The following is a 23,506-nucleotide window of genomic DNA, read 5'->3' on the forward strand; positions in this document are numbered from 1 at the left end:
CCGCCGCCACGCCCGATCTCCCTGCGGTGGGCTGCGCCTTCGGTCGGAACATCACGGTCAGCGACCCGACCGGAACAGGTAATTCGACGGATTCGACAGATGCGACGAGACGGAATTCTTTCGTGACCGCAACCGTTGCCGGGACCGCGCGGAAACGACGGGAGCGGCTGAAACCTGTCGCCGACGGGCAGGTGCCGCGCGCCGTGGAGGCGGGTGTTCCCGATGCCGTGGCCATCAACTAGCCTTACGGGCCGTTCGGTGTACGCATCACGGGGGAGACACACATGGGCAGCATGAGCAGCCCGACGGGGTACGGAGTCCGTACCGAGGAGGTCGGCGGTTCCGCGGGCAAGCTGGACAAGGCGGCGGACGAGCTGGACTCGATCAAGTCGACCATCCCGCAGGAACAGTGCTCGTCCCCCGACGCGTTCGGCGGCGAGGAGGCCGCCCCCGCCTACGACGCCTTCGCAGGAGCCTGGCAGCGGGAGGCGACGGTGCTGCGGGACGCGCTGCGGGAGATCTCCCGCAAGCTGAACACCACGAACCGCGCCTACGGCGCCGCCGAGCAGGGCGCCGAGGAGAGTCTGCGCCGCGCGGCGCCCTCCCACGCGGGCCTGTCCGACTTCAACTGACGGACGGCACAAGAACGTCCGGGACTTGCCGGGAACAACGGGGACAACGGGGACAGAGCATGAGTGCTGCGCACGCCGTGAAATCGGACGACGAGCTGGCGGAACTCGACATCGCGACGCTGCTGCGGTTCGGGCTGGGCGAGGGGGGCCGTCTGCGCACGGCTCTCTTCGGGGACGGAGCCGTGGGCGCGGCCGTGGTGCTGGGGCGGGCGGGGGTGTATCCGCGCGCCGTGGCCTTCCTGGCGAAGATCGTGCGCGCGGGCGGCGCCGCGTACGCGGCCGGCCTCGATGAGCCCGTTCCTGGCGATGACGCGGGCGGCACGGTCCGCGCGTGGCTGGAGGCCGGGGCGAGCGTGCGGCGCACGGTCGAGGACGACGAGACGCTGGCGCGCTGGCTGTCCGCCGTCGCGGAGATCATGGCCGTACGCGGGATGGTGTCGGGCACGACGGGGGGACGGGGCTGATGGCGGGCGAGGACACCACCACCCGGCGGGCCGAACTCGCCGACGCGGTGAACGCGATCGAGGACGCGGGCTCGAAGAACGATCTCATCGCGGCCATCGAGAAGGCGCTCGCCGTCGCCGGGCCCAAGGGGCACCCGGACGCCATCGAGGCGGCGGCCGACTCCTACAAGAAGGCCGCCGACCAATGCCAGTTCGAGGTCGAGGAGCCGGTCGAGCAGGTCGCGAGCAGGGACCTCCCGCAGGCGTGGGAGGGCATGGCGAGTGTGACCGCCCAGCAGGTCGTCGCGGCGGCCGGGCGTGCCGCCGAGCAGATGACCGAGGCGTTCCGGCAGGGCAAGAAGGCCCTGGAGTGCCTGGCCGACGGCGTGCGTGCCGCCCAGCGCGAGGACGGTCCGGGCCTGGTCGACCTGCGCCGGGCGCGGACCATGCTCGGCGACCCGGACGGGGTCTTCGACTGGGTGGAGACGGGCGACGAGACAGAGGAGAAGGAGCGGGCCCGCGAGACAGCCCTCGCGGGTGCCAGGGCCCGGCACGCGGCGGCGGTGTGCGCCGACGACGCGGCCCGTGCGGCGGCCCGCGACCTCAACAAGCTGGCTTCCGAGGCCCGCTCGGGTCATCTCGACGCGTGCGTGAGCCCCGTCGACAAGCTGATGCTGGCCGACACGGCGATGGTCGACGAGGAGAGCGCGGCCCGCGAGTACAACGAGATCCTCTCCACGAACGACCTGGAGCGCGCCGGCGAGCGACTCAACAGCATGAGCCCGGAGGACCGCGCCGAGTTCCAGCGGATGCTGGACGCGTCCGCCTCACCGGAGGAGCGGGCGTACCTGATGAAGGCGCTCGCCGCCGGGCACGACATGGAGAGCCTCGGCGACTTCAGCCAGAAGATCGCGGGCAGGGACGAGGCATGGCTGGCCCGGCATCTCACCCCGGTGGTCACCGAGGTGGACGCGAACGGCAACCCCGTCCACGACACCACGCAGAACAGCTTCAACGGCCAGCAGTGGATCCAGGGCGGCGACGGTCAGGAGGCCAGTTGCGTGGCCTCCTCCACCGTCAACGCCCGCGCCATGGTCGACCCGGTCTACGCGCTGGAGCTGACCGGCGGTCCCGACGGCGACGAGGACGATCCGGAGGCGTTCCGCGAGCGGCTCGTGGACGAGCAGCACCGCGTCCACGACGACGGCGACGGTGACAGGAGCGGCTTCTTCAACAACGGCCCGCCCACCGGCATGGACGACGAGGGCTGGTCGGAGGTCGCCGACAACGAGCTCAACTCGCCCACGGGCGCCGACTACGAACGCCAGGACCTGAACAGCGCCGACGACCGCCGGGGCGTCCTGCCCGAGCTCGAGCAGGCCGTCGCGGAGGGCAAGCCCGTCCCGATCAAGACGACCGGCGACGGCGGCCACGCCCTGGTCGTCATCGGCGCCGAGAACGGCATGCTCCAGGTGCACAACCCGTGGGGCGAGACCACCTGGGTCAGTGAGGACGACTTCGTCAACGGCAACATGAGCCGGGCGTCGGACGAACGATTCCCGGACGCCACGGGCGTCCACCTGCCGAGGTGAGCCGGTGATGCGCGGAGGAAAGACCTTCTGGGGCGTCATCAGTGGTGTCGCGGCGCTGGCCCTGGGCGGGCTCGGGTTCGTCGGATACGAGGCCGTGTCCGCCGACGACACGGCGTGCTGCGGGGTCCCGAAGCCGCTGCACGGCGTGCCGCGCGGCCCGGACGGGGAGATCGACGTCGCCTCCCAGTCCGTCCGGACCACGGTGCTGACCGGGCACGACTTCTCGCTGCACGTCCGCCCGGGTGGCGACGCAGCGGACTGGGAGGTCGCCGAAGTGGGCGAGTCGGGTGAGTCGGATGAGGTCGTGCGCGCCCGGGGCGAGAAGACCGTCAAGGGCACGCACTACTTCACGTTCCGTGCGCTCAAGCCCGGCACGGCGCGCATCGTGCTGAAGGAGAGCGACGGCGAGCGCACCATGACGTACCCGGTCGAGGTCAAGGACACCATCCAGGGCACCGTCGTGACCAAGGACCCCGAAGGGCAGTACAGCGAGGCGTACGGGTCGTCCGAGTTCCGCAGGCTCGACGGGGACTTCACGGGCACGGTCACCGTGCGCCCCGGCGAGCGGTTCCTCGTCGCCAACCGCTACTCCAACCAGCCGGGCTACACCTGGAAGGTCACCGGGGAGCCGGACGGCGCGGTGGCGGGGCTGGAGCCCGGCCCTCCGCACACCACCGGCGACCCGGCCGCGGAACGGCAGGACTGGTACGGCTTCACCGCCCGGGAGAAGGGCACGACCACGGTCGAACTCTTCGGCTGCTACCGCTGCGGACACGACAGCGAGCCCACGTCGCCCGAGAGCGAGAAGTTCTCCGTGACGAAGACGCTGACCGTGGTGGTGCGCTGATCCCCTGTCGAGTCCTGTTTCGGTTCCTTCACCCCGAGGGCCGGTCGGCCCCGGTTTCATCCGGTTTCATTCGGTGCCACCCAGAGCGGTCATAGGTGTGACGCGGGTCGCGCGGCGGGCGGGCAGGAGGCCGGCGAGCGCGGTGAGGGCTGCCAGGCCGGTGAAGACCACCAGCAGGTGACCTGCGGGCAGACGCAGAGGCGCGCTGGTGACGACGACGCGCATGAGCAGCCAGGCGTAGGGGACGCCGAGGGCCAGGCCGAGGACGCCGCCGAGGACGCCGTACAGACCGGCTTCCGTGGCGATGGTCCGGCGCAGTGCGCCGCCGCCCAGTCCCAGGGCACGCAGCAGTCCGAACTCACGGGTGCGTTCGATCGCGGTCAGGCTGGTGGTGGCGGTGACGCCGACGACCGCGATGAGGACGGTCAGGGCGACGAGCCCGAGCGCGGTGGTGCCCATGGTCCGGAGCGTGTCCTGACTGCTGTCACGGCCGGCCGCCAGAACACTCACGCTGATGTCGTCGGGGTCCGGGACGTGTGCGCGGATCGTGGTCTCCAGCGCCCGGTGCGCTTCGCCACGGGCGGCGAGGCCCTCGGCGGCGGCGTCGGCGAGGATGCCGCTCACCTTCCGGGAGGCGCCCATCCGGTCGAGGTCGGCGGGTGCGACGAGCACGCCTGCCTGGAGCGGGCCCTGACCGGGCAGCGTGGCGGCGACGGTCAGCCGGATGCCGCCGCGGCCGGACGGGAGGGTGAAGGTGTCGCCCGCCCGCACGCCGAGGAGGTCCGCCGTGTCGGAGGCGACGACCGCGTGGCCGGGGCCGAGGTCGTCGAGGGAACCGGTGGCGGTGTCGACGTACTTGCCGGTGGGCAGCGCGTCCGGTTCCAGGTCCGACACCTCGATCTCCCTGTTGCCGACGGTCGTCACGAGGGTGCGGTAGCCGGTGACATGGGTGAGCTGGGGTGACGCGGCGAACTGCCGTACCAGGCTGGCGTCCAGGCCCTTGCCGCCGGCCGCGACCCGGAAGTCGGCGGGGGCTTCGACGGCTGCGGTGCGTTCCATGTAGCCGCTCAGACAGGCGACGCTGACGAGGGCGCCGGAGACCAGGGCGACGCCGAGGGCGACGACGACGGAGACGGCCGCGGCACGGTGCGGGGTGCCTCCGACACCGCTGACGGCCAGTCTGCCGGTGGTGCCCAGCCGGCGCAGCGGCCATCCGGCCACGGCCAGCACGGGGCGGACCAGGAGCGGGCCCAGGGTGATGAGCGCCAGGAAGGCGAAGCCCGCCGAGGCGACCGTGACCATCATGGCGAAGTCGCGGTCGTAGTCCTCCTGGCCGGGCTCGGGAAGATCGCCGAGGATCAGAGCGGCAAGTCCCGTGGCCGCGGCGGCGAGGAGGATTCCGGTGGCGAGGCGGGCGGGACGGACACGGCGTTCGCCCGTGACGGTGCCGGCGGTGCGCAGTGCCTGGAGCGGGGACACGCCGGCCGCCGACAGGGCGGGGGCGAGGACCGCGCAGACCGTCACCAGCACGGTTCCCACGACCACCAGCACGGCCTGGAGCACGGGAAGGCCCGGTGCGGACAGCTCCTGTCCCGCGAGAAGACGGGCGGCCGGCGGGGCGAGGTGCCCGGCGCCCAGTGCCGTCAGCACCCCGGTCACACCCGCGACCACGCCCACCAGGGCGCCCTCGACGGCGAGTGCGGTCACCAGCCGGGGCTGCGGGGCTCCGATGGCGCGCAGGAGTGCCAACTGCCGTAGCCGTTGCGCGAAGACGATACGGAACGTCGAGGTGGCGACCAGGGCGGCGGCCCCCACCGCCACCGCCAGGAACACCGCGATGAGCTGGAAGACCTCACGGAGGTCCCCGTTCACGGCCGCGCGTGCTTCCTCGGCCCGTACGGCGCTGCCGGCGGTGAGCGACGCGCCGGAGGACGCCTTGTCGAGCACGGCGCGCACCTGCCGGGACAGCTCGTCCTGAGGGACACCGCTCCTGGCGCGGATGTCCACGCGCGGATAACCCGGCACCTCGGCGAGACGAGCGAGGTGCGTGTCGGTGGTGTAACCGCTGGTCAGCTGTACGGCGGTCGCGGTGCTCCGCACCACGCCGGTGACGGTGACGGTGACCTTGACGGTCTTCACCCCGTCCTCGTCCTCGGGGTCGGGGAAGAGCAGGGTCGTGCGGGTGCCGGGAGCGAGCTGGAGTTCCTCGGCGGCCTGACGGTTGACCGCGATCTGGCCTGCGCCGTCGGGATAGCTTCCCTTGACGAGCTCGACCTGGGACAGCGGTCCGGTGCCGGGGTCGGCGTAGAGCTGCAGATAGCGCTCGAACGGCCCGGCGATCGGCGCGCCGGCGTCCACGCGGCCCACGGCCTCGGCCACACCGGGCAACGCGCGGATCCGCTCCAGTGTGGCGTCGCTGATGGTGGTCGAGGACTCGTCGTCGGCGGTCGCGATCAGGCTGACGGCCTCGGGGGTGCCACGGAAGCGGTCGACGGTGGTGTTGGTGGCGATCTGCTGGGCCATGACCGTGGCGAACACCACGAAGGCGGCCACCAGGACCGACAGGCCGGTGGTCAGCAACCGGCCCGGGCGGCGGAGCAGTTCGGCCAGCTGCGATCCCAGGACGCTCGCGCGCCAAGAAGGCTTCCAGGAGGGCTTCACGGGGGGCTTCAAGGGGGCCGAAGGGGTCATCGGGCCCTCCCCGCAGTCCGCAGGGCCCTGGTGACATCGGCTCCGGCCGCCGCGTCGACGTCGTCGACGATGCGTCCGTCAGCGAGGACGAGCACACGGTCGGCGTAGGCGGCGGCACGGGGGTCGTGCGTCACCATGACCACGGTCTGGCCGAGGTCCCGCACGGACCGGCGCAGGAAGTCGAGTACCTCCGTGCCCGACCGCGAGTCCAGGTTGCCGGTGGGCTCGTCGGCGAAGACCACGGCGGGCCGGGCCACCAGGGCCCGGGCCAGCGCCACCCGCTGCTGCTGGCCGCCGGAGAGTTCGCCGGGCCGGTGCGCCATCCGGTCGCCGATGCCGAGCACGCCGACGAGGTGGTCGAGCAGGTCCTGGTCCAGGCGCCGGCCGGACATGGTGACCGGCAGCGCGATGTTCTCCAGTGCGGTGAGCTGGGGCAGCAGGTTGAACGACTGGAAGACGAAGCCGACCTTGTCGCGTCGTACGCGGGTCAGCGCCCGGTCGGACAGACCGCTCAACTCCGTGCCCTCCAGCACCGCCTGGCCGGAGGTGGGCGAGTCGAGACCGGCCAGGCAGTGCATCAGTGTCGACTTGCCCGAGCCCGACGGGCCCGCGATGGCCGTGAACCGCGCACGGGCGAACCCGACCGTCACTCCGTCCAGGGCCCTGATCTGCGCCTGCCCCTGCTGATAGATCTTGACGAGATCCACGGCCGCCGCGATGTGCTCACCGGCGGCCGCGGAAGGGGAAACGTCCGTTCCCCGAGCGATAGCCATGAGATGAATTCCCTTTTCGCGTCGGCGTTTTCAGGACGCGATCGGAGGCAGCGTGAGCGTGACGCCCGCGTCCGCACAGTGGCTGTTGGCCTTGTCCGCCAACTCCCGCACCTGCTTGTTCGTCGGGGGCGTGCCCTCCCCCTTCGCCTGCAGGGCCGCCCAGACTTCGTACTGGGCGATCCGGAAGCCGAGGTAACCGTCCTTCATCTGCGACCTGCGCAGTTGCATGGTGTTCTTCTCCCACTCCTCGACGGCTTCCTTGTCGTGGGAGAGGTCCTGCGCCCCGTCGACGATGCGCTGCGCCAGTTCGCAGTCGGCCTTTGACGCCTGACTGGGCTGCTTGCGCTCGTAGAGCCAGTATCCGCCGGCTGTCGCAATCGCCACGAGAAATGCTGCCGCGACGGTGCCGAAAATTATCGCCTTCTTTTTCCGGCCGGGTACGGATACGGAAACCGCCATGATGCCCTCCGAGGATTTCTTCCGAAGCTGTTTGTCGACGCTGTTTGGCGACGCTGTTTGGCGACGCTCGACGCTGTTTGTCGATCAGCACGGGTAATTCTCGAAGAACGGCCGTCGCGGCACATCGGATCAGAACCTGATCTCCGCACCGCCCGACTGCGACCGGGAGGGGAGGGCGGGACTACGACCACAGTCGCAGTCCCGCGGTGGGCCCCGTAGGCAGGTGGTCAGCCGACGGGTCGTCAGCCGGCGGGGCTGACGAGGCCCGCGTCGTAGGCGAAGATGACGGCCTGCACGCGGTCGCGCAGGTCCAGCTTGGTCAGGATCTTCCCGAAGTGGGTCTTCACGGTCGCCTCGGCGATGAACAGGCGAGAGGCGATCTCGCTGTTGGACAGGCCCTCGGCGATCAGCCGGAGCACGTCCCGTTCGCGCGCGGTCAGCAGGTCCAGCCGCTCGTCATGGCGGGGCGTGGGCGCCAGCTTGCCCGCGAACCGGTCCAGCAGCTGGCGGGTGACGCGCGGGGCCACGACGGACTCGCCGGCCGCCACGACACGGATCGCCGTCACGACCTCCTCGGGCGGGGTGTTCTTCAGCAGGAAGCCGCTCGCACCGGCCTGCAGCGCGGCGAAGGCGTCCTCGTCGGTGTCGAAGGTGGTGAGCACCAGCACCCGGGGCGCTCCGGAGAGTCGGCTCAGCCGCCCGGTCGCCTCGACGCCGTCCATGACGGGCATGCGGATGTCCATGATGACGACATCGGCCTCCGTGCCCGCCAGCAGCTTCAGCGCGTCCGCGCCGTTCTCCGCCTCGCCCACGACCTGGATGTCGCTCTGCGCGGCCAGCACCATCGCGAACCCCGCCCGGATCAGCGGCTGGTCGTCCACCACGACGACACGGATCGGCCCGCGCGTGTCCTTCATGCCATCGGTGGCCCTGTCGGTTGTCCCGCCGGTTGTCCTGTCATTCATCCCGTCGTCCTCACCGCAGGCTCCTTCAGCGGAAGCTCCGCGTCGACCTGCCATCCCGCGCCCAGGCGCGGCCCGGCGGTGAAACTGCCACCGGACACCTCCACCCGCTCGCGCATGCCCACCAGCCCGTTCCCGCCGCCGGCCCTCTCCGTCGCGGGCCGGGTGCCGGCCAGTCTGCCGCCTCCGTCATCGACCACACGGACAAGTGCGGCGTCCTTGTCGAACCGCAGCGTGATCGTCACTTCCGCACCGGGACCGGCATGCCGCAGCACGTTGGTCAGGCTCTCCTGGACGATCCGCAGCACGGTCAGTTCATCCGCCGTCGACAGCCCGGCTCGTTCACCCTCGACCTCCAGGGCCACCTTCAGCCCCGCGGTGCGGGCCCGCTCGGCCACCGTCTCCAGGTCGTCCAGCGAGACCCGGCGGCGGTCGGCGTCCGCGTCCGCCGCCTCACCCTGGCCGGAGGCTCGGCCGCTGCGCAGGACCCGCACGATCCGGTGCATGTCCTCCAGCGCGTCACGGCCGGTGTCGGCGATCGCCTTCAGCGCCGAACCTGCCTTGTCGGGATCCGACTTGAGGGCGTATCCCGCCCCGTCGGCCTGCAGAATCATCACCGCCAGGCTGTGGGCCACCACATCGTGCAGCTCCCTGGCGATCTCCGCGCGCTCCTCGGCCGCCGCGAGCTGCACCAGGTGCTCACGCTCCCGTTCGGCCGTGGCGGCCCGGGCTTCCAGACTGGCCACGTAGAGCCGGCGTGTCCGCAGCACCATGGCGGTCAGCCACACGGCCGCACAGACGCCGCCGATGGCGACGATGTCCCCGACGCCCTCGCGCAACTCCTCGCCGAACGGAAGGAACCCGCCGAACGTCACCACCACGCCCAGCAGCACGATCGCGCCCGCCGTGTAGGCATCCCGCATCGACTGGGCGTGGGTGACCACCGAAACCATCGCGATGAGCAGCGCCGCGTCGTACACGGCCGGGGCGGTCGCCACCACGGACTGGACCAGCGCAAGCCCCGTGACCAGCCACATGACCTTCATCGGCCGGTGCCGGCGGAACAACAGCACCAGGGCCATCGCCCACCCGATGACGGAGTCGTACGCCTGGTCGTAGGACGAGGTCAGATAGACCACCAGCACCGCGAGGGCGACGTCGTACACCGTGTGTATCCACGGCAGAGCCAATATGCGGCGCACCATGGCCGACAGGCTACGACACCGCGTGGGGAACACACGGTCCGCGCCGACGACCGTGCGGCGCTCACCGCGTACTGCACACCGTCCGCGGTGCCGTGTGTCTGGGGGGCTGCGCCTCCTGGACCTGCTGCACGTCTTCGAGGAGGCCCCGTATCCCGAGCTCCTCCCCGGCGGCGGCCCTGGCGATGGTCAGCAGGACGGCCTCGTAGAAGGCGTCCCGCACGGCGGGTGCCATGACGTCCGAGGCGTCCAGGCAGAGGGGGCCGTCACCGGTGAGCCGTGCGGCGATGTCGCGCTCGACCGGGCCGCCCCGTGGCCGCACCTGGCGGTTCGCCGAGAAGACGTCCGCGGTGTCGGCCCACTTCTGCTGGCCCTCACGGGAGGCCAGGCGTTCGATCAGGTCCTGGGCCTCGGGGCGCTTGCTGAACAGCGCGGCGAAGTCGCCGGTCACCTCATGGGCGCGGACCGGGTACGGGCCTGAGGGCAGCAGCGGAGCGGAGTCCTTCAGGCGCGCGTGCGTGCGCTCCTCCCGGTAGAAGGAGCGTGCGAAGGAGCCCTGGTGCTCCAGGGTGCAGCCGCCCCAGCCACGGAACAGCAGTCCGTTGCGTTTGTGGTCACCGCGGTGGTCGGTGAGCAGGGCGTGCTCGGCCGCCCCCCGGTTCTGCTGGAGCAGGCCGGCCCACGCCTCCCACGCGGTGCGCACCTCGTCCCCGGTCCACTTCGCGTCGTCGTCGCCCCGCGCCCACCTGCCGTAGACGTCCGGGCCCTCCCGTTGCAGCACGAGGTCCTCGATCCAGTCGCTGCCGGGCCAGCCGGAGGCTCCGTCCTCCCCCATGCCGATGCACCAGCTCTCCAGGGGCGCCGGTGAGTTGGCGGGCTCGTTGCCCTCTCGGTACCAGACGATGCTCTTCAGGTCCGCCTTGACCGGGACCCAGTACACGTCCGAGGAGGACGTGCTCGCCGACTTCCAGGGGGAGCCGTACTCCTTCTCGTCGTACAGGCCGTTCAGTGGTTTGAGGCGCTGCTGCTCGGCGTACTCGGCGAGTTCGCCGACGCCCGGCATGATCGCGATGTCCGGGGGCTCCCCCGACTGCACCTTGGACAACAGCACCTCGCGCTGGGCCGCGGTGCCCTGGTACTCGAAGGGGATGCCGAAGCCCCGCAGCACCTTCTCGAACTGCTCTCCCTGCTCGTCGGTCCACGGGCCCAGGATGGTCACCGGCTCGTCGTCGGACCGCGCCCAGACCGCCACCAGGCTGCCGGCACAGACCAGCAGCAGCACCGCGAGCAGCGCCAGCACCTTGAACCGCCGGGTCACGGCCGCCTCCCGTAGTCGCTGTCGAGCCGTAACCCGAGCCCCACCACGGGCAGGACGACGACCAGCAGGCCGCCGGTGAGGGTGCCCTGGTAGACCCGCTCGGTCCAGGTGTCCCCGGACAGTTCCAGCCGCAGGTGCTCGGACGTGTCCGTCACGGTCTGCTGTGCCGTGTCCAGTCCCGCGCCGCAGCAGTCCTGCCGGGAGACCTCGGTGATCTGCCGCAGGTCCCCGACCACGCTGTCGAGGCCGTCCTGGGCGGAGAACATCGTCAGCAGCGGGACGACCGCGAGCAGCACGGTGAGGGCGAAGGCGGCGAGGAGGTACGGATTCCAGTCGCGGCCGCAGCGGTCGCGCAGCACGAACAGGGCGGAGAGCAGGGTCAGCGCCAAGGCCGCCAGGGCGAGTTCGCCGATCCACCAGCCGCCGCGCTGCAGCCACCCCATGGTGGCGGTGGCCGACGCGTGCCTCAACTGGGCCCGTTGCAGTCCGTCCAGGCGGGGCACGAGTCCCACGCCCTGGCGGGTGAGCAGTGAGCGCGCCTCGGTGAGCTTCTGCTGCCGCATGAGGGGCTGGTCACGGTACATGGCCGTGCCGAGGTTGATCGAGTTGCTGTAGGAGGCGAGCAGACCGTTGACGGTGCCGAGGTCCTGGTCCGTCCGGTCGGCGATCCGGGACAGGCCCTGGTCGGCGGCGGAGAGCTGGGCCCGGTAGGTCTCGCCCAGGCCCGCGACGCCGACGAGTGTCAGGTCGTCCAGGTCATGCGCCTCCCGGTCGTCCAGGTCATCGGCCTCCTGGTAGGCGCGCAGCACCGCGAGGCGCGCGGCGGCGAGTCCCTGCACGGCCGGCGCCTCACGGGACGCGACCGCCTCGGTGCCGTCCAGGATCTGACGGCAGGAGACGAGCAGAGCGCTCACCGCCACCGCCGCGCACACCGCCAGGACCAGCAGGTGCGCCCGCAGCAGCCGACGCGTCCGGTAGGGGCTCAGGCGCCTGCGCCAGAAAGCGGCGGGGGAAAGCCTGCGCCAGGAAGCGGAGACGGAGACGGAGGCGGCAGGGGCGGAGGGGGCAGGGGCGGAGGCGGGGCGTCGGTTCGTCACAGCAGCTTCTCCCCACAGACGATGCAGTAACGGGCCTCGCTCCCGGCCGGGGCGTCGCAGTGACCGCAGCGCGGGCCCCGCCGCGGACCGGCGGTGCCGGGCAGCGGTGCGCCGGGGAGGGACCCGGCGCGCAGGATCATCGAGCCGAGCGTGTCGGCCTCGACGGCGGGGCGCGGCACGACCTTCCCCGCGGCCGCGTCCTCGATGTGGGCGACCGCTCCGATCTCGTCCAGGACCCAGTCCTCGCCGAGCCGCACCGCGAGGCGTGCGGCCTGCCCCAAGTAGCGTTGGGCGGCGCCCGGCTGGTGTTCGCGGAGGGTGACGAGTCCCCGGCGCAGGGCGTCCCGCATCACGGCGGTGGCCTTCAGGGTGGGTACGGCGTCACTGCCCGCGGGGACATGGGGCGGTGGCTGCCGGGGGCGGTGCCAGCGGGCGGTGACGGGCGCGTGGACATCGCCGACCGAGACCATGGCGAACTGCAGCTCCGTCTCCAGCGGGTCGGCGTGGGCGTCGGCGACGAGGGTGAGCAGGTAGTCGCGGCTGCCCTGCTCCCACTGGTACGTCGGGAAGCTCCAGCGGTGCGGCCGGCCGGGCTGGGGCAGTCCGCGCAGCCGGTGGGGCCGGGGCGCCTTCTCGCTCAGCGCGACCTGGCGCACCGAGGGCCGCACGGTCACCTCGACGGGCAGTTGGGGCGCGTGCACCCGGCGCAGCCGCCGGATGGCGGCGGTGAGCTCCCGGCCGAGGCCGTCGTCCACGAACTGGGCGGTGCCGTGCAGCCGTTCGGCGAGGGTCAGCAGGGGGTCGGGTGTCCAGTCCGCGCCCACGGCGAACACATCGCAGGTGAAGTGCTCGGCGCAGGCGTCCAGTTCCTCCTCCAGACGGGTCTCGCCCGGGGCGCTGGACCCGTCGGTGATCAGCAGCAGATGGCGTACGGACAGCGGGCGGCCGGCGAGCAGGGCGCGTGCCCTGGCCGCCCAGGCGGCGTACCCGGCGGGGCGCGGTCCGTCCCGGTGCAGCGGGACCGCGCCCGCGGCGAAGGCGGCCCGGCGCTTCTCGTGGGCGTCGGCGACGGCCCACTCGGCGCCACCTCGCGGATAACACCCGACGGGCTCGGGACCGCCGCCGAGCACGATGAAGGAGATGCCGTCGGGCAGGGCGCGCAGCGCGGCCGGCAGGGCGTGCCGGACGGCCGCCCGGAGGGGCTCGGCGACGTCCACCGCGATGACCACGGCGAGTTCGACCGCGGGCAGGTCGGCGGGCGCGCCGGTGGCGGCCACGTCGACCCGCAGATGTGCCTCGATCTTCGCGCTGCGGTGCGGGCGCAGTCGGCCGTCGAGGTCTACGTGCAGCCGGATGTCCGGCTGCGGCGGCCGGGGTTGGCTGCTCATGTCGTACGTCACCGCTCCTTCCCCTTCGTCACCGTCGGGACCCGCAGGGGGGTGCCGTCCGGGCCGTCGCTGCCGTGCGGTCTTGGCTGCCGCACGGTGTCGCTGCCGTGCGGTCAGAACACGGTCTGAGGTCGTACCGCGTGCAGGAGGTCCACGAGGTGTTCGTGGGCTATGGCCGACTCCCGGTGGCGGGCGGCCAGTTGCCGGTAGTGCGACTCGATCCGTTCGCGCAGCCCGCGTTCCCGGGCGCTCAGGTGCCTCAGGTGCCGGGCGTCGAGCCGTCCGGTGGCCCCTCCCCCGGGGCCGGGCCGGTCGCTGCTGCTGTACAGCGCGTCCAGTTTCCATTCGTGGAGTTCGGCGCTCAGGCGCAGCGCCTCGTCCTCGGACAGGCTGGGCTCGCCGGCGCCCGGTTTCTGGCGTACGAGGCCGTCCAGTTCGTCCAGCGCCGCGTCGACCTCGGCGGGCGCGGGCAGCGGATCGCCGTCTCCCGGCAGCCGGGCCGCGCGGATGCGCAGGGAGGCGATACGGACGACGGTGTGGTCCAGGGTGCCGGGGCGGACCCGGCCGAGCACGTCGAGGGCCGCCCGGCGGTCACCCGCGCGCAGCGCGAGCCGGGCGAGGCCCAGGGCGGCGCCGCCGTGCGCGGGGTTGCGGGCGAACACGGCCTCGTACAGTTCCTGGGCGGTGGGCCCGGCCGTGTCGTCGCCGAGCCGCTCCTCGCAGTAGGCGAGGGCGAGTTTGGGTGCGTACTCGCCGGGCAGTTCGAGGCCGACCCTCGTGAAGTGGGTCTTGGCCTCGGCGACCTGGCGTGGGTCGTCGTCGAGGTCCGCGCGGCGCAGCGCGACCAGGGCGCGGTGCCACTCCAGCCGCCATCGACGCACGGCGGACGGCCCCGGAATGGAGTCGGCGGTGTCGAGCTCCTCCTGGGCGCGCTCCAGGTCCTCCCGTGTGTTCCGGCCCAGCAGGACGCGCACGTTGTGCAGGCGGATCTCCACCGAGGGCGGCTTCTCGCCCTCCTGGCCGAGGAGTTGGCCCGGGTCGTAGCCGCTGCTCACCTCGAACCGCGCGGTCTGCGGGTCGCCGGGATACCGCCTCGGCACCGGGAGCCAGCGGGCGATCTCGGTGGGGGTGGGGGCGCCGAGGTCGAGGGCGGGGGCCACGGGCGGCGCGTACCGGTCGCGGCGGGGGCGGTCCAGCCAGTGCTCGATGCCCGGCACCGTGCCCAGCCGGGCGCCGAGCAGCTGCGGGGACGGCCAGAAGTAGTCGGAGGGCTCGGGCGGGTCGCTCTTGCCGCGCAGGGCCCGGATCTCCCGCAGGGCGCCCCGCAGTTGGCCCGCCATCTCCCGGGCGTCGGCGAAGCGCAGGCCCGGGTGGCTCCGGGTGGCGCGTTCGACGACTCCCCGGAAGGAGGCGGTGCCGAGACCGGGTACCTCGTCGACGGCCCAGCCGGCGAGTTCCCGCAGGGTGACACCGACCGTGTGCAGGTCGTGGGCGACGGTGGGCACGGCCGAGGACCCGGTCTCGGGTGCCATGTAGTCGGGGGTGACATGGGCGGGCGGCTGGCTCTGGCCCTGTTCGCGCATGCCGCCGAGATCGATGACCTTGACGCCGTCCCCGTGGTGCACGACGTTCGAGGGCTTCATGTCCCCGTACACGAAGACCCGTTCGCCGCCGGCGTGCAGATGGACCAGGGCTTCGAGGATCTGGCAGCCGTACGCGGCGACGTGCTCGATGTCGAGGACCGATTCCCCGCGCCGGGTCTCTTCCACGACCTTCTCAAGGGTGCCGTCGCCGACGTCGTCCATGACGATGTAGCCGCCGGTGACCTGCCCGGTGTCGTCGCGCCGGGCGACGAAGTCGCGGATCTGGACGATGCGGGGGTGGCGGATGGCGACCAGGTTGCGGCGTTCGACGTCGGCGAGGCGGGCGCCGTCCTGCTCGTAGCGGTTGAGCAGTCCCTTGACGGCGACGACGTCACCGAGATGTGTGTCCTCGGCGAGATAGACCCAGCCCTGGCCGCCGTGCGCGATGGGTCCCATGATCCGGTACTGGTCGCGCAGCACATCGCCCTCGGCGAGTTCGGGCCGGTACGAGTACGGGTCGCCGCAGGCCGGGCAGTGGCCCTCGATCGGCACCGGGCCCACGGTGTACGGCGGCGCGAAGGCGATGCCGCACCCGGCGGACGAGCAGCTCATGCGGATGCGCAGCGACGCCTCGGGATGGACGAGGCGTTCCTGTGCGGGGCGCGGCGCGCGCTCGGGCAGGGCGAGAAGCTCGTGGGGGCCGAAATCCTGGGGGTCCTCGGGCAGGGCGGGCAGCCCGGGGCCGTTCTTCGCGCGGCCGCACTCGGCGCAGTGGCCGGTGGGCAGCAGGATGCCGCCGCAGGGGGCTCCGGTGAAGCGCCGGTGCGGGCAGGTCGCCGCCTTCTCGTCGTCCTTGTCCTCCTGCCCGGTCTGCCCGGTCTGCCCGGTCCGGGCGGAGCTCCTCATGCCCGCCCTCCGGAGCGCCTCAGGTCGGCGCGCAGGGTTCTGGTCAGCTCGCGCACCCGGGCGAGTTGCTGCTGCGGGTCCGTCAGGGCGTCGATTCCGCGGCGCTCGGCCCGGCGCCGGTGGGCCGTCTCGGACACGGAACCGAGGGAGGCGCTGTCGACGACGCCGAGACGGACGGCCCGGCTGAACTCCGCGCGCTCCAGCCGGGCGAGCAGCGCGTCCGCGTGGCCGAGGAGCGCGGGCCGCAGCAGGTCGTCGCGGGCCGCGGTCCAGCCGGTGCCGCCCTCGTGGCGGAAGACGAGCAGCAGCCGGAAGCCGAACACCCTCAGCCGGGCGAGGAGTTCGATCAGAGGGCCCGGCTCGGGTTCCTCGTCGAGGCCGTCGACGAGGACCGTGACCTGGCGGCCGGGCGTGCGCGGGAGCACCTGCGCGGGCCGGGGCCTGGTGCCGAGCAGCCAGTCCCAGTACGCCAGGTACTGGCCGGGCGGGAAGGCGATATGGCCCAGGGCGTGGTCGGCGAGGTCCGGCCTGCTGGAACGGCCGCCGCGGTGGACGAGGTGGGCGCGGTGCAGCAGATGGCGCAGGGAGCGGTCCTTGCCGCTGCCGGGGGGCACCACGGTGATCTTCACCGGGTCCTGGTCCTCGTCCGGATCGTCGAACCACCGGACCAGCCGCTCCTCGAAGCCGTGATCCCATGCGTGCGGGCTGCTCAGCTCCTTGATGACCGGCGAGAGTGCGGCGATACGGTCGACGGGGATCAGATACGAGAAGGCGAGCCGGTTGTTCTCGGGCAGCGACGCGCGCCTGTCGCCGCGCCAGCTGACGACGAGACCGACGACACGGGCGGCACGCCCTTCGTGCGGCCGGGTGCACACGGCGGCGCCGCTGAAGCCCTTGCGCACCACCTCCGCCTTGGTGACGGCGTCGAGCTGCACCAGTTCGCCGCTGGCCCCGGAGACCCGGCCCCACAGGGTCATGCCCTCGTCGAAGCCCTCCGCGTAACCGGTCGCGTACACCTCCAGGCCGCCCCACAGCCTGGGTTCGAGCGGGGCCGGGCGCGCTCGCGGGCGCGGGCTGTCCAGGCGCAGTACGGCGACGTCCTCGCCGCCCTCGCTCTCCGGCAGCCAGCCGCCGGGCGCGACGCGTGCGGCCACCGGTTCCAGGCAGCTGTTCTCCGCGAACTCCAGCCACATCACGGCGTCCGGACGGCGCACCACATGGGCGCAGGTCAGGGCCGTGTACTGGTCGACGAGCACGCCGGCACCGCAGATGGGTCCGTACGCGTCCTCGCGCCGCAGCCTGAGTCTCCAGTCGGCACGCAGTTCCCCCATACCACCTCAGACTACGCGCGGAGCATCGTACGTCCCTAGACTTCGGACAAAGGTGGATCGGGAAGGACTCAGCGGTCGGTGAGCAGCCCGGCGTCGTGTGCGAGGACGGCGGCCTGGACGCGGTTGGCGCAGCCGGTGCGGGTGAGGATCCGGCTGATGTGCGCCTTGACCGTGCCGGCACTCAGGTGCAGTTGGTCGGCGATCTCCGCGTTGGACAGGCCCGTGCCGAGCAGCCGCAGGACGTCCCGTTCGGCCGGGGTCAGTTCTTCGAGTCTGCGCAGGGCGGCCTCCGTGTCCCGGCCGGACCGTACGTGCCTCTCCAGCAGTTGCCGGGTGATCCGGGGTGCCAGTACCGGTTCTCCCCTCGCGGCGAGTTGCACGGCCCGTATCAGGTCGGCGGGACCGGTGTCCTTGAGGAGGAACCCGCTCGCCCCGGCCCGCAGGGCGCGCGTCACGCTCGCTTCCTCGCCGAACGCCGTCAGCATCACCACACAGGTGCGGGGCGAGAGACGGGCGATGTCCTCGGCGGCCGCGATGCCGTCCCGGGTCGGCATCTGGATGTCGAGCAGGGCGACGTCGATGTGCTGGGCGCGGCAGGCCGCCGCGGCCTCCCGGCCGTCGCCCGCCTCGGCGACCACCTCGATGTCCTCGGCGTTCTCCAGGATCAGCCGGATTCCCACGCGCATCAGCGCCTCGTCGTCGGCGACCAGGACTCGGATCATCAGCTCATCTTAGGTCCGCCCCATGTCAGGGCTGCCTCACCTCGGGACTGCCTCGCCTCAGGTCTGCCTCACCTCAGTTCTGCCTCACCTCAGGACCGTCGTGGTCAGCAGTACGACGAGGAAGCCCGCCGTCGGCAGGACCACGAGCAGCGCCGCGCAGCCCGATCCCAGGACGCGCGGCCAGGTCAGGATCTCGTCCGGCAGCGGGGCACGGGCCCCTTCCCGGCCGGCTCCGCCGCGCTGAGGGCGGACCGCGTCCGGAGGGGCGTCGCCGCAGGTCCCCGGGAGCGCGGCGGATTCCGGGCGCCGGCTGCCGTGGGTGGGCAGCCAGGCCGCCACGCGGAAACCGCCGTTCGTCAGGGCACCCGCCTCGAACGTGCCGCCGAGCAACGAGATCCGCTCCTGGCAGCCGGCCAGCCCGCTGCGGGTTCCCCCCTGGGAGTGGCCCGTCGCAGGCGGCGCCTCATTGGTGACGGACACCTCGATCCCCTGGTCCGTGCCCCTGACCTCCACCCTGGTGGGCGCGCCGGACGCGTGCTTCAGCACGTTCGTCAGCCCTTCGCGGACCACCCGGTGGATCGCCTGACGGGTACGGAGCCCCACCTCGGCCGCGTCGGGAACGGACCAGTCCAGCTCGACGGCGCTGCCGGCCTGCCGGGATTCGGTCACCAGACCGGTGATGTCCTCACGCGTACCCCTGTCGCTTCCCGCCCCGTCCGTCCTGTCCGCCCTGTCTGTCGCGTTCATCAGAGCTGACATGTCCTCGTGCCGCAGGACACCGAGGATTTCGCGCAGCTCCTCCATGGCCGTACCGGCGGTCGTGCGCAGCAGCTCGGCCTGTCCGGCGAGGGCGGGTGCCTGCCGCGCGGCGGCGAGCTCAAGTGCCCCGGCGTGCACCGAGATCAGGCTCAGCCGGTGACCCAGGAGATCGTGCATCTCTCCCGCGATCCGGGTCCGCTCCTCCATCCGGGCCGCCGCGGCGGTCAGCGTGCGGGCCTGTTCCAGGTAGGCGTTGCGCTCCCGCAGCAGGCTGACCAGCGGCCGCCGCCGACCCAGCAGGGTCCCGGACAGGGCGGGCAGCAGCAGAAGCAGCACCGTGGAGAGGGCGCCGTCGGCCAGTTCCCACGGCAGGTCCCCGGACCGGACCAGGGCGCGGGCGACGGTCAGGACACCGACGACGGCGCAGGCCACCCCGACGACCCGCCACGCATGCCGCGGCGGTGCGATACGACGGGTGGCGGACAGCACGATCAGCGGCACCACCGCCAGCGTCCACACGTTGTGAGCCACCAGCAGCGGAGAGGCGCACAGCACGGCGGCCACCGGCCGGGCACGCCGAGCGGGGACGAGCAGCGCCGCCCACAACGCCTCCAGCACCGCCCACCCCGGCCGATCCGGGGGAATCAGCAGGAGCGGTACCAGACCGAGAGCCGCCGCCAGGGCACAGACCAGCGCCTCGACCACGACCGTACGCCGCTCAGCGGCACGCACCGCGGCCCAGCTCTCGCCGACCTCGCGGCGCACCCACCGAGGCACACCGCTCAGCGCGTGCCCCAGCCGTACGGACGGACGCGACGCACTCGACGGCTGTGCCTCCTCCCCCACCTGACTCACCATCACTCTGCCCCGCCACCATGGATCTCTCTGCCGGGAGGAACGGTAGCCGCGGCGGCGATCGCCGCACGGCGGCCCCCGGATGTCACGCGCCCAGCCGGGAACTCAACTCCGCCCGCAACGCGGCCGGATCCACCTGGTCGGCAGCCAGCAGCCGTACGACCGCACCACCGGCCCCCTCGTCGTCGCCCGCCGCCGGCTCGTCGAGCAGGGCGGACAGCAGGTGGACGGTACCGACCGTGGGCGAACCGTGCTCCGCGGCGGTCAGCCGCGCGACCGACACGATCCGGTCGGCGGCGGCGGACAGCCAGACACTGTCACCGTCACCTTCACCGTCGCCCTTGGGAAGAGCAGCGGGCTGCCTCTCCCAGGCCGAGGAGACCAGGGAAGCCTGTCGTACGCCGTGCCGCCGCAGCAGGTCCGCAGCGGCGTTGGCGTCCGCCAGACTCGCGGGAAGCGAACGCCCGGCAACGGACAGTGCCCGGTCCAGGGCCAGTATCCCCAGCAGGAGATCCACCGGCTCCACAGCGGCCCGCCCGCACCGCACCGCTTGCCGGACGGCCTCGCCGGTCACCGCGAACACCACCGGTGAGCCGTTCACGGAGGCGGAGGCCCCGGAGGTCCACGAAGTCAGCGCACGCGTCAGGAAGTTACCGCTCTTCCCGAGCGTTCCGGCCCGGCGGAGAAGGGTGACACCGCGGGACTCCGGCTTCTCGGTCTCCGCCGGGGCGCTCGCGTCCAGTGCGTCGAGCGCGGTGGCCGCGGCGGCCGGATCAAGCCGCTCCAGCAGCAGGGCTTCCCTTGCCCTGGTGTCCGGCAGGTCCAGCAGGGCACGGGCCACATGCCGGCAGCGCACCGAGATCGTCCCCTCCGCGCGGGCCTTGCCGAGCGCGAGCAGCAGGCACGCGCGCAACGCCCCGGTCATCCCGGGCAGCACCCGGTCGCCGTCCGGGGCCGAGCGGCGTGAACCGAGACCGAAGCGCCACACTGCCTCACGCCAGGCGGCATCGACCTCCCTCTCACCGGCGCCGTCGGCGCTGTCCGCGCCGGGTGCAGGGCCCACCTCGTCGTCGCTCACCCAACCGCGGCCCGCCCGGCCGGCTATCGAGCCGCTGAGCGAGCCGGCCTTCCGCATCCCGGGGGCGATCGCCTCACCGGCGTCCGAGTCCCCCATCACGAGTTCCCCCAGCAGGGTGTCCGTCCCCACGACCGACACCTCGCGCCTCACCGCGCGGCGCAGTGTCTCCACGAGCAGGTCCATGACGTCCTGCTCGAACTCCGTGGTCGCCCCGGCCACGGCCGTGCCGACGGCGTGGGCTCCGGTCGTCTCTCGCTGCCCCATCAACGTTCCCCTCCATGCGCGGTGGCCTGTTCACCACGACGCTAGACGCACCCCGCCCGCCACCGCGTCGGCCGACCGTCCACACTCCCGGTCCGATCGGCACACCGGCCGCGCCCCGGAGAATGGCTGATCATGCCGTGGAGTACACCGGGTTCGTCCTGGTATGAAGGTCGAAGGAAGGGTGGCAGCACACCCGCGCCAACCTCCAAGGTGATGTGAAAGGTTGATATTCGGGGCATGACCGCTACATCCTTCAACCCCCATGCGCTGCTCGCGAAGAGCCGGCTCGGTGTGCTGGCGACCATCAAGGCGGACGGGCGGCCGCAGCTCTCCCCCGTCCAGCCGTTCTACGACGAGTCGGCAGGCGTGATCCACGTGTCCACGAGCGCGGGCGTGGCCAAGGTGGCGAACCTGCGGCGCGACGCCCGCGCCACGCTGGAGGTGACCAGCCCCGACGGCATGTCGTGGGCCACCGCCGAGGGCATCGCCACGCTCACCGGGCCGGGCACCGACCCCCACGGGCCCGAGGTGGAGGCGCTGGTGAACTACTACCGGGTCGCCGCCGGGGAGCACCCGGACTGGGAGGAGTACCGGGCGGTGATGGTCTCCGACCGCCGGGTGCTCATCACCATGACGGTCGACCACGTCTACGGGGCCGACATCAGCTGACGGGACGACCCCGCGTTCATGAGAACGGCCGTCGGCCCCCCGGACCCAGCTGGGTCCGGGGGGCCGACGGCCGTCCCGCTTTCTCTCAGGCCCGCGCGTGCAGCAACGTCTCGCCGTCCTGCTTCCTCAGGACCGCGATCAGGTCACGCAGGCCCTTGTCGGCCAGGGCGATCTCGTCGTCCGTGAGGTACACGGACGGCTCGAAGCGCAGGGTGTTCGTGGCGCTCGCGGTGGGGAAGATGCGGATCGCGTGGACGCGCAGCAGGTAACCGGCGAAGAGATAGCCGAGGAGGCCCGCCTGCGCCTGGTCGCGGATGATCTGCGAGCCGGACTCGGACTGGTCGTGGAACTCCAGGCCGATCATCAGGCCCTTGCCGCGGACGTCCTTGACGATGTCGCCGAACTCCTCCCTCAACCGGCCCAGCATCGCGAGGAGTTGGTCGCCGCGCTCGGTGGCCAGCCGGTACGCCCCGCCGTCGTCGGCCTCCAGCAGGTCCACGGTGCGGCCGGCGATGAGGGTGGAGAAGCTGTCCTTGGCGTAGGTGGAGCTGTGGACGAGTTCGAAGTCGGTGCGGTAGCGGGAGCCCCGGATCAGAGTGAGCGCGGCCTTGGCGATGCCGCCGCCGAGGCTCTTGGCGAGGGTGTAGTAGTCGCCCTGGAGGCCGAGGTGCGAGCTGGCGAAGAACGCGCCGGAGCGGCCCATGCCGCTCTGCACCTCGTCCACGATGATCGGGCAGTCGATCGTGGCGCAGACCTCCTGGACCCGGCGTACGGCGGCCCGGTCGAGGACCCGGATGCCGGCCTCGCCCTGGATGGGTTCGAGGATGAAGGCGCAGATGACGGGCAGTTCCCGTTCAGTCAGGCGGACGACGCCGTCCTCGACGGTGAGGTCCAGGACCGTCCTGCGCTCCTCCGCCACGGTCTTCTCCAGCGCGTCCGGCTGGTCGAGCGGCACGAAGCGGCACTGGGCGGCCAGGGCGGTGAACGGGGTGCGGTAGCCGACGTTGTGGGTGAGCTGGACGCTGCCGACCAGCTTGCCGTGGAAGGAGCCCTCCGGGGCCAGGAACACCGGACGGGCGGACACACGCTTGCTGTTGGCGGCCCGGACCGCGTCGAGCAGGCCGTCGATGTCGCCGGCGTCCCCGGGCGCGGCGTCGGGGCCGAGGAGGTCGGCGGCGCCGTCGGTGGCGATGCGGGCGCCGGACCGTACCGCCTCGCGGGCCTCGTCGAGGTGAGCCTCGATCTCCGCCGTCAACTCGGCCAGCTTCATCACCCGGTCGAGCTCGGCGTGCTTGACCGCCACCTCGACGGCCTCGGCGCCGCTGTTGGCGAAGACCGCCGAATAATGCTCGTCGGTGCCGAACTCCCGCTGGAGGATGCCGTTGATCTTCCAGGCGAGGTCGTTGGCATACGGGTGCCGGGAGAACTGGGCGTGGATCGGGGTCCCCTGGTCGAGCAGCGACGTGGCGTAGGCCACGATCTCCGGGTTGTTGTGCCCGAGTATCGCCGAGCCGTAGCCCCCCACCAGGTCGAGGACGGGGACGTCCGTGCCCTGGTCGTCACGGTAGAAGAGGGTGTTTCCCTGGGAGCGGATGTATTCGACGCCGAGTCCGAGTGAGGACAGCCATCCGGCAAGGTGCGGTTCCGCCAGTTCGAGTTTCTCGACCACCGGGTTTTCCTCTCCGATTTTTTCTGCCCGACCGATTTCGGCAGACCCTAACATTCACATCTCCCACCTACTGGTTCTGCCGTAATGAGCCGGTAACGTCCCGCTCTCCGGTAAGTCTCGGGAACATCTCCGGTAATGGAACGTCCTCGTGGCGCGCTCATTCCGTGGCGAACGGCACGTTACCGGGGCGGGACTGAATTTTGGGCCGGGTCGAAAAAACTCCGGATACGCTCGCCGGGAGCGCATGGTCGTTACCCGAGGTGATT

19 protein-coding genes are annotated in these 23,506 nt (G+C 72.1%); 5 read left to right on the forward strand and 14 right to left on the reverse strand.

What is annotated here, in order from left to right; translation table 11 throughout:
* Positions 1-284: 284 nt before the first annotated feature.
* From IE262_RS26625 to IE262_RS26640, 4 genes are read left to right on the forward strand one after another with little or no spacing between them, the layout of a single operon-like run.
* Positions 285-632 carry a WXG100 family type VII secretion target gene (locus IE262_RS26625; protein ID WP_134034927.1) on the forward strand — a complete coding sequence of 116 codons (348 nt, stop codon included), beginning with the start codon at positions 285-287 and terminating at the stop codon, positions 630-632.
* A gap of 59 nt (positions 633-691) precedes the next feature.
* The gene (locus IE262_RS26630) at positions 692-1,096 is read left to right on the forward strand and encodes a hypothetical protein (RefSeq protein WP_189877224.1); all 405 of its coding nucleotides are present in this window, start codon (positions 692-694) and stop codon (positions 1,094-1,096) included.
* A complete protein-coding gene (locus IE262_RS26635; RefSeq protein WP_189877226.1) occupies positions 1,096-2,667 on the forward strand; it encodes a cysteine peptidase family C39 domain-containing protein in 1,572 nt (523 codons plus the stop codon). The genes IE262_RS26630 and IE262_RS26635 overlap by 1 nt, the downstream gene beginning before the upstream one ends.
* A gap of 7 nt (positions 2,668-2,674) precedes the next feature.
* Positions 2,675-3,514 carry a hypothetical protein gene (locus IE262_RS26640; protein WP_134034918.1) on the forward strand — a complete coding sequence of 280 codons (840 nt, stop codon included), beginning with the start codon at positions 2,675-2,677 and terminating at the stop codon, positions 3,512-3,514.
* Between the two features lie 66 nt (positions 3,515-3,580).
* Here IE262_RS26640 and IE262_RS26645 read toward each other — a convergent pair whose 3' ends face one another.
* The 13 genes from IE262_RS26645 to IE262_RS26705 all read right to left on the reverse strand — a co-directional run bounded on the left by IE262_RS26645 (position 3,581) and on the right by IE262_RS26705 (position 20,902).
* A complete protein-coding gene (locus IE262_RS26645) occupies positions 3,581-6,205 on the reverse strand; it encodes an FtsX-like permease family protein (RefSeq protein WP_134034915.1) in 2,625 nt (874 codons plus the stop codon).
* Positions 6,202-6,978: an ABC transporter ATP-binding protein gene (locus IE262_RS26650; protein WP_134034912.1), complete on the reverse strand. Its 777-nt coding sequence runs from the start codon at positions 6,976-6,978 to the stop codon at positions 6,202-6,204. The genes IE262_RS26645 and IE262_RS26650 overlap by 4 nt, the downstream gene beginning before the upstream one ends.
* A gap of 30 nt (positions 6,979-7,008) precedes the next feature.
* Positions 7,009-7,437 carry a hypothetical protein gene (locus tag IE262_RS26655; RefSeq protein ID WP_134034909.1) on the reverse strand — a complete coding sequence of 143 codons (429 nt, stop codon included), beginning with the start codon at positions 7,435-7,437 and terminating at the stop codon, positions 7,009-7,011.
* Positions 7,438-7,679: 242 nt separating this feature from the next.
* Positions 7,680-8,354: a response regulator gene (locus tag IE262_RS26660; RefSeq protein WP_134035126.1), complete on the reverse strand. Its 675-nt coding sequence runs from the start codon at positions 8,352-8,354 to the stop codon at positions 7,680-7,682.
* A gap of 44 nt (positions 8,355-8,398) precedes the next feature.
* Positions 8,399-9,604, reverse strand: coding sequence for a sensor histidine kinase (locus tag IE262_RS26665; RefSeq protein ID WP_208329706.1), 1,206 nt, complete (start codon positions 9,602-9,604; stop codon positions 8,399-8,401).
* A gap of 61 nt (positions 9,605-9,665) precedes the next feature.
* The gene (locus IE262_RS26670; RefSeq protein ID WP_189877228.1) at positions 9,666-10,919 is read right to left on the reverse strand and encodes an extracellular solute-binding protein; all 1,254 of its coding nucleotides are present in this window, start codon (positions 10,917-10,919) and stop codon (positions 9,666-9,668) included.
* The gene (locus IE262_RS26675; protein ID WP_229877502.1) at positions 10,916-12,016 is read right to left on the reverse strand and encodes a hypothetical protein; all 1,101 of its coding nucleotides are present in this window, start codon (positions 12,014-12,016) and stop codon (positions 10,916-10,918) included. Before IE262_RS26675 ends, IE262_RS26670 begins: the two co-directional genes overlap by 4 nt.
* Positions 12,013-13,404 carry a vWA domain-containing protein gene (locus tag IE262_RS26680; protein WP_189877230.1) on the reverse strand — a complete coding sequence of 464 codons (1,392 nt, stop codon included), beginning with the start codon at positions 13,402-13,404 and terminating at the stop codon, positions 12,013-12,015. Before IE262_RS26680 ends, IE262_RS26675 begins: the two co-directional genes overlap by 4 nt.
* A gap of 113 nt (positions 13,405-13,517) precedes the next feature.
* Positions 13,518-15,893, reverse strand: coding sequence for a tetratricopeptide repeat protein (locus IE262_RS26685; RefSeq protein WP_189877232.1), 2,376 nt, complete (start codon positions 15,891-15,893; stop codon positions 13,518-13,520).
* Positions 15,890-17,224 carry a S1 family peptidase gene (locus IE262_RS26690; protein ID WP_189877234.1) on the reverse strand — a complete coding sequence of 445 codons (1,335 nt, stop codon included), beginning with the start codon at positions 17,222-17,224 and terminating at the stop codon, positions 15,890-15,892. Before IE262_RS26690 ends, IE262_RS26685 begins: the two co-directional genes overlap by 4 nt.
* Before the next feature lie 68 nt (positions 17,225-17,292).
* Positions 17,293-17,946: a response regulator gene (locus IE262_RS26695; RefSeq protein ID WP_189877235.1), complete on the reverse strand. Its 654-nt coding sequence runs from the start codon at positions 17,944-17,946 to the stop codon at positions 17,293-17,295.
* 84 nt (positions 17,947-18,030) lie between these two features.
* Entirely contained in the window at positions 18,031-19,551 is a 1,521-nt protein-coding gene (locus tag IE262_RS26700) for a histidine kinase (RefSeq protein WP_229877503.1), read from the reverse strand.
* A 94-nt stretch (positions 19,552-19,645) separates the two neighbouring features.
* Positions 19,646-20,902, reverse strand: coding sequence for a Clp protease N-terminal domain-containing protein (locus tag IE262_RS26705; protein ID WP_189877239.1), 1,257 nt, complete (start codon positions 20,900-20,902; stop codon positions 19,646-19,648).
* Positions 20,903-21,139: 237 nt separating this feature from the next.
* Between IE262_RS26705 and IE262_RS26710 the strand changes: the two genes are divergently transcribed.
* On the forward strand, positions 21,140-21,571 hold the full coding sequence (locus tag IE262_RS26710) for a PPOX class F420-dependent oxidoreductase (RefSeq protein WP_134034884.1): 432 nt from the start codon (positions 21,140-21,142) through the stop codon (positions 21,569-21,571).
* A gap of 85 nt (positions 21,572-21,656) precedes the next feature.
* On the opposite strand, the gene IE262_RS26715 is transcribed toward IE262_RS26710, so the two are convergent.
* Positions 21,657-23,240 carry an aspartate aminotransferase family protein gene (locus IE262_RS26715; protein WP_229877504.1) on the reverse strand — a complete coding sequence of 528 codons (1,584 nt, stop codon included), beginning with the start codon at positions 23,238-23,240 and terminating at the stop codon, positions 21,657-21,659.
* Positions 23,241-23,506 lie beyond the last annotated feature (266 nt).

Origin of the sequence: Streptomyces bluensis (assembly GCF_014650715.1) — a bacterium.
Lineage (GTDB): Bacteria > Actinomycetota > Actinomycetes > Streptomycetales > Streptomycetaceae > Streptomyces > Streptomyces bluensis.

Excerpts from the sequence above, each read along its gene's own strand:
- IE262_RS26690 (WP_189877234.1), bottom strand. The coding sequence starts at position 17,224 with ATGGGGGAACTGCGTGCCGACTGGAGACTCAGGCTGCGGCGCGAGGAC.
- IE262_RS26625 (WP_134034927.1), top strand. The coding sequence starts at position 285 with ATGGGCAGCATGAGCAGCCCGACGGGGTACGGAGTCCGTACCGAGGAG.
- IE262_RS26680 (WP_189877230.1), bottom strand. The coding sequence starts at position 13,404 with ATGAGCAGCCAACCCCGGCCGCCGCAGCCGGACATCCGGCTGCACGTA.
- IE262_RS26640 (WP_134034918.1), top strand. The coding sequence starts at position 2,675 with ATGCGCGGAGGAAAGACCTTCTGGGGCGTCATCAGTGGTGTCGCGGCG.
- IE262_RS26710 (WP_134034884.1), top strand. The coding sequence starts at position 21,140 with ATGACCGCTACATCCTTCAACCCCCATGCGCTGCTCGCGAAGAGCCGG.
- IE262_RS26665 (WP_208329706.1), bottom strand. The coding sequence starts at position 9,604 with ATGGTGCGCCGCATATTGGCTCTGCCGTGGATACACACGGTGTACGAC.
- IE262_RS26645 (WP_134034915.1), bottom strand. The coding sequence starts at position 6,205 with ATGACCCCTTCGGCCCCCTTGAAGCCCCCCGTGAAGCCCTCCTGGAAG.
- IE262_RS26695 (WP_189877235.1), bottom strand. The coding sequence starts at position 17,946 with ATGATCCGAGTCCTGGTCGCCGACGACGAGGCGCTGATGCGCGTGGGA.
- IE262_RS26650 (WP_134034912.1), bottom strand. The coding sequence starts at position 6,978 with ATGGCTATCGCTCGGGGAACGGACGTTTCCCCTTCCGCGGCCGCCGGT.
- IE262_RS26635 (WP_189877226.1), top strand. The coding sequence starts at position 1,096 with ATGGCGGGCGAGGACACCACCACCCGGCGGGCCGAACTCGCCGACGCG.
- IE262_RS26660 (WP_134035126.1), bottom strand. The coding sequence starts at position 8,354 with ATGAAGGACACGCGCGGGCCGATCCGTGTCGTCGTGGTGGACGACCAG.
- IE262_RS26685 (WP_189877232.1), bottom strand. The coding sequence starts at position 15,893 with ATGAGGAGCTCCGCCCGGACCGGGCAGACCGGGCAGACCGGGCAGGAG.
- IE262_RS26630 (WP_189877224.1), top strand. The coding sequence starts at position 692 with ATGAGTGCTGCGCACGCCGTGAAATCGGACGACGAGCTGGCGGAACTC.
- IE262_RS26655 (WP_134034909.1), bottom strand. The coding sequence starts at position 7,437 with ATGGCGGTTTCCGTATCCGTACCCGGCCGGAAAAAGAAGGCGATAATT.
- IE262_RS26705 (WP_189877239.1), bottom strand. The coding sequence starts at position 20,902 with ATGGGGCAGCGAGAGACGACCGGAGCCCACGCCGTCGGCACGGCCGTG.